The organism is Acaryochloris sp. CCMEE 5410, assembly GCF_000238775.2.
Taxonomy (GTDB): Bacteria; Cyanobacteriota; Cyanobacteriia; order Thermosynechococcales; family Thermosynechococcaceae; genus Acaryochloris.
In genome coordinates this window covers 242595-256748 of sequence record NZ_AFEJ02000003.1, presented here as the reverse complement: position 1 = coordinate 256748, position 14154 = coordinate 242595, and the positions used below count along the sequence as shown (strand labels likewise).

Sequence of the window (14154 nt, the reverse complement as noted above, 5' to 3'; positions counted from 1 at the left end):
TAAATATTCGGTAGAAGAAATGAAGCCTGCGTAAGTCCTGACATTCAAGGATAAGGCCAAGCCCAGTTCATAATCTCATCTTGGTCCTTGCCAAGCTCATGGGAGTAAGCCAAACTTTCTATAATTTTGTTCTTCATTCGCTCGTTGACATGACCTGCGGAAGATCCCAATTTAAGAACTCGATTAATCGCATCAATCACTAGGTTAAAACGATCCACGTAAACAGCGAGTCAAAATCCCGGTCCGAGAGACTATGGGGATGCTCTCCTTCTGAGAGCAATCGGAACAGATCCACCACATTCACAAAGCGCACCTTAAGATAGGGAAACTCTTATCGCAAAATGGCTGTTGCCGCTAGCGACTCCATCGTCGGAATGTCGCCACAGCAGGCCATCACCACGTCCGGTTCATCTAACTCCGTACCACAGTCATCGTTGCTGGCCCAGTCCCAAATGCTGATGCCCTTGGTGCAGTGAACAATACCCTCATCCACTGACAGATATCGCAGGTGCTTCTGCTTAGAAGCCATAACGATATAAAGTAAACGGGCAGTGACTGTATGTATTGATTGACTCAGGGGCGATCTCGTTCCCGGTCCATAGTGGAACTATATTTACCCAAGCTAGCTAGGCTGTTGCATTTTGCCCTGTGTAGTAATCGTTGTTGAGCTTCGGACACTTGATGGCTATCACCGCGCCAATGGTCAAGAGCAGGTTGCTGGATAGCGCGGCCATAGGAGAAGGTTAGTGGCCATGGGCATTGATCACCAAATCGTTCATTCATAAGACTCAAATGAGCTGAAGCTTTTTCACTGCTTTGTCCACCGGATAGAAAAGCCACACCGCTGACGGCTGCAGGCACGTTTTTCAGTAAACACTTGACTGTAGTTTCAGCAACTGCATCAGGAGTTGATTGCTGGCTACATTCTTGACCCGCAAGAACCATATTAGGCTTAAGCACCATTTGCTCAAACTCAACCCCTTGACTGTATAGCTGACAAAAAACCGAATGCAGTGTCTTGTCTGTAACCTGATAGCAACGCTCCAGAGTATGTTCCCCATCGATGAGCACCTCAGGCTCAACTATCGGGACCAGACCTCCCTCCTGACATAAAGCAGCGTATCGGGCTAGGGCATGGGCATTGGCTTCTATACAAGCATCACTCGGAGCTTTATCACCGATAGTAAGAACAGCACGCCACTTGGCAAACCGAGCACCCATCTCATAATATTCAGCGATACGATCCCGTAGGAGATCTAACCCCTCCGTCACCTTCTCTCCTTGATGGCCTGCTAAATCCTTAGCTCCTGTATCAAGCTTAATGCCAGGGATCATACCTGCATTTTTAATGATCTGGACAAAGGGAGTTCCCTCTTTAGTCATTTGACGAATTGTCTCATCGTAAAGAATAAGACCATTGATGTAATCTGCCAGATGAGGTGTGGTTAGAATCAGTTCACGATAGGCCCTGCGATTCTCCTCAGTGGCAGGAATATCCAATTTCTTAAAGCGTTTATTGCAAGTACCATTACTTTCATCAATCGCCAGCAACCCCTTACCACGGGCAACCATCGCTAGCGCTGTAGATCTTAGTTCTTGACCGTAGCTAGTCATTGAATATCTCCTAATCTTCAAGTTATCTTCTATGTCATGAGGCAGTTCCAGGACTCTTTGGCGATCATCCAATCCTCCTGGGTATGTATCACTAAGACTCGGATGGTAGATTCAGCAGCAGCAATATCCTGATCAACCGGAGCACAGTCATTCTTAGTCGGGTCAATCTTCACTCCCAAAAACGCTAAAGCGTCACAGATCTCTGCGCGTACCCCTGCTGAATGTTCTCCAATTCCAGCAGTGAAGACAATTACATCGGCACCACCTAGGCTCATTAGCATTGCACCCAGACAGGATTTTAAGCGATGGAGATAAAGATCCCGAGCTAGTTTGGCTTGCTTATGTCCCTGTGAGATCGCAATCTCAACGTCCCGTAAATCATGTGATATTCCCGATATCCCTTTCAGACCAGATTCTTGGTTCAGAAGGTGATCAAGGCGATCTGCTGAATAACCTTGGTGCATCAGATGAATCAAGATGCCAGGGTCAACTGATCCAGACCGAGTCCCCATCATCAAACCATCTAAAGGCGTGAAGCCCATTGTGGTATCAATGCATTGCCCCTTCTTAACAGCTGCAAGAGAGGCCCCATTTCCCAAATGACAGATAATCAGACGCAGATCGGCCAGCTCCAGATTTAAAAGTTGAGCGGCTCGCTGAGCACAGTACTGATGGCTAATACCGTGAAACCCGTAGCGGCGGATTCCCTGTTCAATCCAATCATAGGGACCAGGATAGGTGGTTGAAACATCTGGGATATGGCTGTGAAAGGCAGTATCGAAAACAGCAACCTGAGGAATATTGCCCAGCAGTTGCTCCATCAGCACAATACCTTCTAGGTTGGCTGGGTTATGGGCAGGGGCCAAGGGAATTAAGGTTGAGATCGCATCCTTCACTTCTGCGGTCACCACCACACTAGATTGATAATCATGCCCTCCGTGGACCACACGATGGCTCACAACATCAATCTCTTTCAGACCTTGGAGGACAGGCGTTGCCCCCTGCCAAAGCGTACCCAACAGATATAAGAGGGCTTCGGACCTAGAGAGAGAAGACAATTCCTCTGTAAGTTTGTTGTCTTGTTTTGTTTTGACGATTAGCGCAGCATTGTTTTGATCATGCCAATCAAGCTCAGCTTCCCAGAGGGGAGTAGGGGGGGGCTCTGGGAGTATTCCATCAATGGTGTACAAACAACATTTATGACTGCTAGACCCTGCGTTAAGAACTAAAATCTTCATCGCGATTCATGTTCCCGCTCGATTTCGCAGTTGCTCAGGCAGATGAGCGCGATCGCCCAGCCGCTGTAGCATCGGCCCATGGCGATCAAACTTCACTAAACTCACAGACGCCACTGGCATCTCAATCCGATCACGATAGCGGCCCACATCAATTCCTAAAAGGTTACAAAGAATAATCCGAATGGTGGCTTTGTGAGAAACGACTAGTATATTTCCTGTTGAATAGGTCTTTTCGATTTCAGCAATCACCAACGATGCACGGCTGGCGACTTGGACGGCGGTTTCTCCTCCCGTAGGAGGATTCCAGGCCGGTTCTGTCAACCAACGAACATAATTGTCAGCGTAGTTTGTTTTTACATACTCAGGGGTTCGATCCTCCCACTCCCCGTAGAAAATCTCTTTGAGGCCATCCCGTAGTTGGGGTTTGACCCCCAATGCCGTACATATGGGCTGAGCTGTCGCAACAGTCCGTTTCATTGGACTGGTAAAAACAGCAGCCCAATGTAATGCCTGGTAGGCATCGGCAAAACCCTGTGCCATTTGTAAACCCGATAGTGTGAGTTCAGGATCCAACTCTCCACAGTAACCACCAGTAAGGCTGTGAGTGGTTTCCCCATGCCGTAAAAAGTAGAGACTCAAGCTCATGGATTACTCCAATTTATTGCTAACAGCATATGGTCAGAACAGCCTGCAGCAGGAGTGTGCAACAGGCCGGTTTGAACTATTTCTGCTCACCTTGTGAGTAGGGCCACGTCCAATTCACGATCTCATCGTGATCCTTGCCGTTCTCGTGAGCATAGGCCAAAGACTCAAGGATCTTGTTCTTCATTCGTTCCTTTACATGGGCTGCTGCAGACCCTAGTTTTGGCACACGATCAATAACATCGATGACTAAGTTAAAACGGTCAACCTGGTTATTGATTGCCAGCTCCAGCGGGGTGTTGATATTTCCCTGTTCCTTGTAGCCCCGGACATGAATGCGCTCTTGATTGGTGCGGCGATACACCAGCTTGTGAATCAGCCAGGGATAACCATGGAAGTTAAAAATAATCGGCCTATCCTTCGTAAACAGGGAGTTAAAATCCCAATCCGATAAACCGTGGGGATGCTCCCCTTGCGATACCAGTTTGAACAGATCCACCACGTTGACAAAGCGTACCTTTAGTTCAGGGAACTCTTCTCGCAAAATGGCCGTTGCTGCAAGGGATTCCATCGTAGGAATATCACCACAACTGGCCATTACAACATCAGGACTATCCGGTTCTACACCACAGTCATCGTTGCTGGCCCAGCCCCAAATACCGACCCCTTTAGCACAATGTTGAATCGCCTCATTGATTGGCAAATATTGTAGGTGCTGCTGCTTATCAGAGATTATGATGTTGACGTAATCGACACTGCGGAAGCAATGGTCCGCCACTGAAAGCACGCAGTTTGCATCTGGGGGGAAGTAGACCCGAACCACATCAGGACTTTTGTTCGTCACCAAATCTACATACCCTGGATCTTGGTGACTAAAACCGTTATGGTCTTGCCGCCAGACTAACGAAGATAGCAGGATATTCAGTGAAGATACAGATCGACGCCAAGGTACATGATTCCGACAAATATCGAGCCACTTTGCATGCTGATTAAACATGGAATCAACGATATGGGCAAATGCCTCATAGGTATGGAATAGGCCGTGGCGTCCGGTGAGCAGGTAGGCTTCAAGCCATCCCTGCAGTGTATGTTCACTCAGCATCTCCATCACCCGACCATCGCGGGATAGCTCTGTACCACCTTCATCTTCAGGATAGAAATCGGCCATCCAGACCTTTTTGGTCACTTGGTATACGTCCTGCAGTCGATTTGATGCAGTTTCATCCGGTCCCATGAGGCGAAAGTTATTGGGATTATCCCGAAAGATGTCTCGCATAAAGAGACCGAGTACCTTTGTATTTTCGAACTTTTCACAGCCGTGCTGGTCCATCTCAATGGCGTAATCATGGAACCTAGGTAGCTTTAATGCCCGACGCAGCAAACCACCATTGGCGTGAGGATTTGAACCCATACGACGATCCCCCACAGGAGCCAAGGCTTTTAGTTCCGAGATCAGTGCGCCATTCTCGTCAAATAACTCTTCCGGTTTGTAGCCACGCATCCACTCCTCTAGCCGACGCAGGTGATCTGGGTTCTCATGCATCCCACCCATCGGAACTTGATGCGCTCGCCAAAAGCCCTCCACCTTCTTACCATCTACTTCTTGTGGCCCGGTCCACCCCTTTGGCGTCCGCAACACAATCATTGGCCAGCGAGGCCGCTGAATTTTTCCAGTCTTTCGAGCTTCCTGCTGAATTTCCTTAATCTTGAGAATACACATTTCCATCACCGAAGCCATTCTCTGATGCATTTCAGCCGGGTCATCGCCCTCTACAAAGTAAGGCGTATAGCCATAGCCCCGGATGAGATGATCGAGCTCTTCATGAGAAATTCGAGCTAGAATCGTGGGATTAGCGATCTTGTACCCGTTTAAATTCAGAACTGGTAAAACCGCACCATCTCGGTCTGGATTAATAAACTTATTGGAGTGCCACGCTGTCGCCAACGGCCCTGTTTCAGCTTCACCATCCCCGACCACGCAAGTCACAATTAGATCAGGGTTGTCTAAAACTGCTCCGTAGGCGTGAGATACGCTATAGCCCAATTCACCCCCTTCATGAATCGATCCAGGTGTTTCAGGGGTGACGTGACTCCCGATAAAGCCTGGAAATGAAAATTGCTTGAAAAAACGCTGCAGCCCTTCAATATCCTCGCTCTTATCAGGATATATTTCGGAGTAGCTACCCTCTAAATAGACTGGACCCAGTACGCCCGGTGCACCATGCCCAGGACCTGCCACAAACACCATATTCAGGTCATACTTCTTAATCAGTCGGTTGCAATGGATATAGGTAAAGCTCAAGGCAGGTGAGGCTCCCCAATGTCCAAGTAACCGATGCTTAATATGCTCAACTTTGAGCGGCTCCCTTAATAGGGGATTATCTCGTAAATAAATCATCCCTACAGCGAGATAGTGACATGCTCGCCAGTAAGCATCGATATTATTCAACTCACTTTCTGTGAGGGAATCCGGCATTGAAACTGTTGATTGGACTGATGAAGTCATCTTTCATTTCTCCCAAAAAAATCACTGACAAATTCTATGTATGTAGGATTGAATATGAAACCTATGGCTTTGGAATATAGCCTTTACTATCTAAATTCGACTTTATTCACTTACCCATTACCTTGGTTAAGAAGGCAAACCCGTTGAGCAAAATTCTTCGGAAATTTAAATTATTGCTGGATCCAAAGGGAATATAGGCAATGACTTTATTGAGGACAAAACATTAGCTGACATGGCCTGCTTTGTTCTTCCAGCCGAGCAATAGACCCATTCCGAACAGAATGACGCCAGCAAACAAGTAAGGAGCACTACTCTGCCAAGCGAATAGGATTCCTCCCACCACCGGACCTCCAACCTGGGCCAGACTATAGGCCGAGTTCTGCATTCCCAGCACGGTTCCCGAGTGTTGTCCACCTCGCTTTGAAATCAATGCTGAGAGGTTAGGAGCAATTAAGGACATTCCCAGTGCAAATACCCCAACTGTACTAACGACATAGAATAAGGTCCGGGCAAATAACAGCAGGGTAATACCAACACCCATCAAGCAAAACCCTGAAGCAATTTGCTTCATTACACTGAGTCTTCCTGAAAGATAGTTCACAGCTATTATCTGGAATACTGCCATCACCAGTCCACACACCATAAACACAATTCCGATTTTCATCGGGGTATAACTCAATTTATCTTGGGCATACAGCGCAAAAGTTCCTTCAAATATTGCTAATCCCAACTGTCCTAGAGTCGTTAAACTCAGCAGAATAAATAGTTGATTGCCTATGAGTTGCCATTGAAGCGGTGTTTGAGTGACCTGTATGGTAGTCCGTTGGCGAACTAAAGACTCAGGCAGCCAGAGATTAGCTATCAAGAACATAAGAAGCATGAGCGTTGCCGCTATAAAAAACGGAAGCGAAAAGCTACTGATCACAAAATGCCCGAAACTGAAATCAAAATGGAGATCTCTGCGGGATGTCAGTCCTCCCACAGCCGGTCCAGCCACAACACCCAGACTGACAGCAGTCCCAAGCCATGCCATGCCTTGACTACGTTCGTGCTCGGTTGTTATATCAGACACGTACGCTTTTGCTGCAGGGAGTGCTGCTGATGAGAGCAGGCCATCAATTCCCCTAACGATGTAAAGCATTTCCAAAGAAGACGCCATGCCAAAGAGAATCTGAGAGATCGCAGAACCTCCAATACCCAGTAACAGCAAAGGCTTCCGCCCAAAGCGATCTGACCACTTGCCCCATAGCGGTGCGCAGATAAACTGCATTAGGGCATAAATACTGGTCAAAAGACTAACGTGGAGGACCATTGTTTCCCTAGAAATCTGGCCAGATGTATCAAGCCGCTCTGCGTAATAAGGTAGTACAGGTAAGGTAATACCAAAACCAATCATAAGAACAAATAAACAAATAAATAGGAGAAAAATGTGTTTCTTCACAAAAAGCCTTCGGACAAATATTTTATTTTGAAATAAAGACACAAATGCTACGCCCTGTGACTGGATAAACACTATCTTTTATCAAGCTTTCTTGACCAATTTCTGGAAAATCTAAGGGAGCCTCTAGAGCAGTGTCAACAGCTTTGTACCACTGTCTATCATGCAGAGATGGAATTTCAAAGCCCAATGTTTCGTGGTACATATTAGCCATGACATGAAGGTCTAATGCCCCATTAAATCCTCCCAGGGTAAAAGCAAGCACACGAGATTGAGGATTATCCCAGCCAGGGCTATTTAGCTGACAGCCATGCCAAGAGATATCAGCTAAACCACGTTCATTCATTTCATTTCCAGAAAAGTAATGCGGGCTTTGTAAAGTTGAGTGATATTTACGGAACTGAATCATCTGTCGCCAGAACCTCAAAAGATGATGGTTTTTCTGAAGCAAAGTCCAATCAAACCAGCTAATTTCATTATCTTGACAGTAGGCATTGTTGTTGCCTTTCTGAGTACGCCGAATTTCGTCCCCCGCCAGAATCATCGGCACACCCCGAGAAAGCAACAGAATCGTAGCAAAATTCTTAATCTGACGTTCTCGCAATAATTCAATCTCAGAATTATCTGTTTCGCCTTCAATCCCGTGATTCCAACTCAGATTCTCATCAGCACCATCTCGATTCTGCTCGCCGTTGGCTTGATTATGCTTATGGTCATAAGACACTAAGTCATTGAGGGTAAAACCATCATGACAAGTAATAAAATTAATGCTGTTGATGGGGGAATGTCCCCGCCATTGATAGAGATCGGCACTACCCGTAATCCGCGATGCAACGGCACCGACAAGTCCCGACTCTCCTTTAACAAAGCGGCGAATATCGTCCCGATATCGTCCATTCCACTCGGCCCAACGATATCCAGGAAAGTAGCCGACCTGATAGAGTCCAGCAGCATCCCAAGCCTCTGCAATCATCTTTGTATCCGCTAGAGTTTCATCCAGCTCGACTTGCCAAACAACTGGTGGATATTTCATCGGTGAGCCGTCTTCACCTCTTGACAATACAGAAGCCTCATCGAAACGAAAGCCATCCACATGCATTTCTTTTACCCAATAGTGCAAACATTCCACAATCATTTTTTGAGTTACGGGATGATTGCAGTTCAAAGTATTTCCACAGCCTGTATAGTCGGCATAATGTTCCTTGTCATCAGGAGTGAGATAGTAATACACGCTATTATCGATACCTTTAAATGAAAAGGTTGGCCCTTGGTGATTACCTTCATCTGTGTGATTGAATACAACATCTAAGATCACCTCAATTCCAGCTCTATGTAAGGCTTTAACCATGTCCCTAAACTCGCGGACATGACACCCTATTTCAGGTTCATTACAGCAATGAGAGTGAGGAGAAAAGAAGCACATGGGACTGTAGCCCCAGTAATTCTTCAGTGGTTTGTCATCTATGTACCCAATTTCTGTATCATCAAACTCAAATATAGGTAGGAGTTCAACCGCTGTAATGCCTAATTTTTGGAGAAAAGGAATCTTCTCGATCAAGCCAGCAAACGTACCTGGACGTTCAACGCCAGACGTGGGGGATAGAGTAAATCCACGGACATGAACCTCATAAATGATTGTTTCGCTCATCGCTCTGTTTAAGGGGAGATCGCCTTCCCAATCATAATCAGAGGTATCGATAACAACACTCCGTAAAGAGGTTGCTAGATTATTACCTGGCTGGCAAGCATCCGCTCGATTCCAAAGTGTTTTGATGGTACCCCTAGCGTAGGGATCAATTAAGATCTTTTGCCGGTCAAAGCGATATCCTGCCTTTAGATCCATCGGTCCATCGATTCGATAGGCATAAAATACACCTGGCTTTAAACCTTGAACATAAACATGCCAGAAGTGAAACGTTTTATTCGAATTTGGATCTAGTGGAATAATTTGGATGGGTTCTAGCCCGTCATGTTGCTTAAACAGCAACAGTTCGACCGATGTGGCATGTTCAGAAAATATTGAGAAATTGACCCCATCGCGTTCAACAATTGCACCTAAGGGATGGGATCGTCCCTTCTTTATTGGATAAGTGGGCATGGGAGCAGCTACTATCATTACTTTCTCACCTATTCAACACAACAAGACTTACAGTGCCACAACAAGATCTGGCAGTTCACGCCTGAGTGAAGCGATGACCGGATCGAGATAGATTACCTGTTCGCTATGGTGTACTCCCGGTGGAGGAGGGGCAAACAAAGTCTGGCGGGCGATTTCGGCTGTAATCACTGCAGTCATCAGTGCTTCCCTCTGACCAATGATGCCAAGCGTAAGTGTGTTGGCACCATCCTTAGCTTTTCCCTTGGCCTGCACAGCTACACCGCAGATATTCGTACCGATATGTGTATTCATAAGTAGCCAAATCGCAACTGCCCGCCCCCAACCTTGTTTCAACAGCCCCCCAAAACCAGCCTGGGATAACTTTGCGATCAGCCAGGTCGAAATAGGGTCATCAAAGCGAACCCAAGTAGAGACAGTAGGTACATTAAGCGTATGTCTAATTACATGTTGATCTGAAAAGTTGAATCGATAGGCGGGACGCTCTATATCTTGCCCAGGAAGGCCAATATCAATACTTTCACTGAAACTCCGCACGGATATCGGCTGACCATTCTCTTGCACGGTGTAGGCTACATCGAGGTTATCGAACATCCACTCCACTGCCGCCTGTCCATGATGATCACCCAGGCCAAATTCTAGAACGATGTCGATTTGGTCGATACTCTCCATTTGTTCACTCACCCGCCTTGCCAACATATTGGTGAGACCCGGTGCAACACCGACACTAAGTATGACAGTTGCATTGTTTGTCAAAGCGAGATCGTCGAGCCTGTCGATTTGAGAGAGAAAATCGTAATTTGCACTGATGTCTACATAGTGAATGCCATGCATTAGGCACTGCTCTACAAACCTTGTATCAGTCTGATCAAGGCAGACGATGACCAGCGCTATATCAAGAAGTGCGTCTTTACTGTAAGTTGCGAAGAGATCTATCGCCTGTGCTTCAGCTCCATATCCAATCTCGCTGGCGGCAGTATTTGCTTTTTCGAGATTACGGCCTGCGACCACGACGGAACTAGGGAAAAGAGGTGCCAACTGAGCAGCTACGATCTGACCCACCTGTCCGTAACCACCAATAATCAGGAGCCGATTGTTATTATTCGACCGAGTTTTAGGTTCAAAAGACATTTATTTCTTTCTCGCTATGCTGAAAGTGTTGTAGTTGCCTTTAACTGGCCATAAATCATAGGAGGTGATTAGGGATTAAGTTCTCCTGTTAATACTTTAAAAATCACACTCTTAAAGCGTTTACCACAATTGAAATATAGATAAAGTTGATAGTGTGCTAAGTAAATTCGCCAACGGTCTAAAATGACATCACTCCATCCAAATGTATGGGATATTAACTGTTTGCTAAAGTTAAGTCATTCAGAACAAGCGTCAGCGCGTGATGGATGATTCAGACATCCTTGAATATTTTGGACAATTTAAAGATTTTGATTCAATCAGCAGGGTAACCAGCAGCAGCGATCGCATTTCTTATAGATGTAAGAGATGCTTGGGTTTCTACCGTTACTTGTTTGGTTTTAGGATCGGTTTGTACTTCGGCATTCGGATCGATTGACTGAATCGCTTTGGCAATGGCTTTTCCACAACCGCCACAAACTATATTGGGGACTTTTAGTTGCATAGTCATAATTTTTAATTGCCTAGTTTATTTAGTTCTGCAAAAAGCTGTTTTTGATGCGCTTCACTTACCTTAGGATAGGATAGTTTTAGCGATGCTAATCTGTTGCAAATAATGTCAGCAACTACAAAACGCGTAAACCATTTGCGGTCGGCTGGGATGATATACCAAGGAGCCCAGATAGTACTGGTGTGGTTAAAAAGCTCTTCATAAGCATGCATGTATTTATCCCAATAAGCCCGTTCCTTAAAGTCTCTGACAGAAAACTTCCAATTTTTTTTGGTCTATTGATACGGTCTAAAAATCGGCTTTTTTGCTCCTCCTTAGAAACATTCAGGAAGAATTTAAGAATAATAATGCCATTTTGTGAAAGATATTTTTCAAAATTATTAATTTCCTCAAAGCGAGATTCCCAGATCCGATTAGTTTTCACCTCTGGCGGTAACTGTTGTCTATTCAGTAATTCTGGATGAACGCGCACGACAAGAACTTCCTCGTAATACGAACGATTGAATATCCCAATTCTCCCTCGTTCTGGTAATGCCTTCATATAGCGCCAAAAACAGTCATGATCCAGTTCTTCAGCAGAGGGGACTCCAAAGCTAAATACCTGGCATCCTTGTGAATTGACCCCTGAAATCACATATTTGATCGTACTGTCTTTGCCAGCAGCATCCATGGCTTGAAAAACGATCAACAATGCAAATGTATTTTGAGCATAAAGAACCTCTTGATGCTTTGTCAGATGCTCAATGTGTTCTTGTAGTTCATGTTTAGCTTTAGACTTGTGTTTAAAGTGTCCTATATACTTTGAGTTATATTGCTTCAGTGCGATCTTAGTACCAGGAGCAACGATAAAGTCTTCGTGTTTCATTGCAATTACCAAGTGATGGTTTTATGGTTCACAATTTCTTGAAATAGTCGAATCTGTGACCTAATTCAACCGCACTCGACGCAAGGTCACTGCGTTGAGTGAGACAATCACAGTAGAAAGGCTCATAAATACAGCTCCTACTGCGGGGGAAAGCACAAAGCCCAAAGGATAAGCAACACCAGCTGCTAAGGGAATAGCAATAACGTTATAGCCCGTTGCCCAGAACAAATTCTGTATCATTTTGTTATTGGTTGCCTTGCCAAGTTTTAAGGCTCGCCCTACATCCATCGGATTATCCTTGACTAAAACCAAATCGGCAGATTCAATGGCTACATTGGTTCCCGCGCCAATGGCAACTCCCAGATCGGCTTCTAATAATGCAGGAGCATCATTAATCCCATCCCCTGTAAAGACGGTGGCTCCTTCAGCCTTTAATTCTTTGACAATTCGGACTTTATCCTGGGGCAAAACTCGGGCGTAAAACCGTTTAATACCCAAGTCAGTGGCAACAGCCTGGGCCACTGCTTTAGCATCCCCTGTGATCATTGCTACCTGGACGCCAATCGAGTCCAAACTGTGAACTAATTCTCTGGCACTGTCACGTACCCGATCTGCCAAAGCGAACAAAGCTAGGGTTTGATTTTCATCCATCAAGGCAATGACGCTTTCACCCCTGGATTCTGCTTTTGCCAAACCCCGTTCAAGCTCAGAAGAAAAATAGAAACCTAGATCTTTGGGCCACTCTGGTCGTCCAACTCGGTAGGTTTTGCCGTTGATAACCCCCTCTACCCCCATACCAGGGACTGCCTTAAAATCATTGACGGTAGGTGATTGTACTCTTAGCTGGTGGGCTGCTTCCACAACTGCTTGAGCTAGAGGATGCTCTGATAGAGACTCTAATGCTGTAGCAATTGCCAAAGCTTGCTCATCGCTTAAGCCTTCGGTATAAATTCGCTGTACGCCAAACCGTCCTTCTGTCAAAGTACCAGTTTTATCGAAAGCAGCATACTTAATCGTTTTAGCTCGCTCGAAAGCTTCGCGGTTACGGACGAGAATCCCATTTTTAGCAGCGATTGCAGTTCCATTGACAATCACCAGAGGAATCGCCAATCCAAGGGCATGGGGACAGGCAATAACCAATACGGTAACCGTTCGATTAATCGCAAACACCAGTCCTTCTTCAGTTGATAGCCAAACTACAAAGGTCAACGTTCCTACAGCAATGGCAATCAAGGTTAACCAATAAGCAGCTTTGTCGGCCAGAACCTGATACTTACTTCTCGAATTCTGGGCTTCTTCAACCAAACGCATAATCTGACTGAGGGCAGTCTGGTCTCCCGTCCGAATCACTTCCGCTTTTAAGGCTCCCTCACCGTTGACTGCCCCAGTCACAACCTCATCTCCTTCCCGTTTATTCACCGGGCGAGATTCCCCAGTGAGGAAAGCTTCGTTAGCACTTGATGCACCTTCAACAACAACCCCATCAATGGGAACTTGCTCCCCAGGACGAATCAAGATCAGATCTCCTTCTCGAAGTTCCTCTAAAGGGACATCTTCAATCTCACTGCCTATCAGTCGATGCGCTGTCGAAGGCATTAGCTTGGCTAATTGTTCTAAAGCACGGCTGGCTCCCTGAACTGATGCCATTTCAATCCAGTGACCCAGTAACATGATGTCGATTAAGGTGACCAATTCCCAGAAAAATGGCTCCCCTTCCAAACCGATGGTTACTGCCAAACTATAGACAAAAGCAACGGTAATGGCTAGAGAAATCAAGGTCATCATGCCGATTTTTCCTTTTATTTCCCGCCACGAACCTCGAATAAAGACCCAACCTCCATAAAAGTAAATAACGGTCGCCAAGATGGGGTTGATCCAGTTCGAGCCTGGAAGCTGAATAGCTTGATAGTTAAACCAAGCCTGAAAGGCAGGAGAAAAGTAAAGTACGGGGATGGTGAGGACTAGACAGATAAAAAAGCGATTTTTGAACATTTCGGGACTGTGTCCCGCATGCTTATCGTGTCCTCCGTGACTACCGTGAGAATGTTGATTGTGTCCGTGATGATGTTGATGCTGCATAACTCCAACCTTATTCT

9 protein-coding genes and 2 pseudogenes are annotated in these 14154 nt (G+C 45.8%); all 11 read right to left on the bottom strand.

The features are described from left to right. Positions 1-44: 44 nt before the first annotated feature. Positions 45-535 (bottom strand): annotated as a pseudogene (locus tag ON05_RS31420) (phosphoketolase); the annotation flags it as partial. 38 nt (positions 536-573) lie between these two features. After that, positions 574-1614, bottom strand: coding sequence for a class I fructose-bisphosphate aldolase (locus tag ON05_RS31415; RefSeq protein WP_010476400.1), 1041 nt, complete (start codon positions 1612-1614; stop codon positions 574-576). A 29-nt stretch (positions 1615-1643) separates the two neighbouring features. Then, positions 1644-2852: an acetate/propionate family kinase gene (locus ON05_RS31410; RefSeq protein WP_029315379.1), complete on the bottom strand. Its 1209-nt coding sequence runs from the start codon at positions 2850-2852 to the stop codon at positions 1644-1646. Positions 2853-2858: 6 nt separating this feature from the next. Then, positions 2859-3497 carry a histidine phosphatase family protein gene (locus ON05_RS31405; protein WP_010476403.1) on the bottom strand — a complete coding sequence of 213 codons (639 nt, stop codon included), beginning with the start codon at positions 3495-3497 and terminating at the stop codon, positions 2859-2861. 76 nt (positions 3498-3573) lie between these two features. Next, positions 3574-6000: a phosphoketolase gene (locus ON05_RS31400; RefSeq protein ID WP_039781025.1), complete on the bottom strand. Its 2427-nt coding sequence runs from the start codon at positions 5998-6000 to the stop codon at positions 3574-3576. Positions 6001-6223: 223 nt separating this feature from the next. Further along, positions 6224-7483: an MFS transporter gene (locus ON05_RS31395; protein WP_010476405.1), complete on the bottom strand. Its 1260-nt coding sequence runs from the start codon at positions 7481-7483 to the stop codon at positions 6224-6226. Beyond that, positions 7464-9554: a glycogen debranching protein GlgX gene (gene glgX, locus ON05_RS31390; RefSeq protein WP_010476406.1), complete on the bottom strand. Its 2091-nt coding sequence runs from the start codon at positions 9552-9554 to the stop codon at positions 7464-7466. The genes ON05_RS31395 and glgX overlap by 20 nt, the downstream gene beginning before the upstream one ends. A gap of 30 nt (positions 9555-9584) precedes the next feature. Beyond that, complete coding sequence (locus tag ON05_RS31385) at positions 9585-10685, bottom strand: saccharopine dehydrogenase family protein (protein ID WP_010476407.1); 1101 nt, start codon at positions 10683-10685, stop codon at positions 9585-9587. Between the two features lie 313 nt (positions 10686-10998). Further along, positions 10999-11193, bottom strand: a complete 195-nt coding sequence (locus ON05_RS31380) for a heavy-metal-associated domain-containing protein (protein ID WP_010476408.1) — start codon at positions 11191-11193, stop codon at positions 10999-11001. Positions 11194-11198: 5 nt separating this feature from the next. Next, positions 11199-12058 (bottom strand): annotated as a pseudogene (locus ON05_RS31375) (polyphosphate kinase 2 family protein). 60 nt (positions 12059-12118) lie between these two features. Beyond that, a complete protein-coding gene (locus ON05_RS31370; protein ID WP_029315382.1) occupies positions 12119-14137 on the bottom strand; it encodes a heavy metal translocating P-type ATPase in 2019 nt (672 codons plus the stop codon). Between the last annotated feature and the right edge of the window lie 17 nt (positions 14138-14154).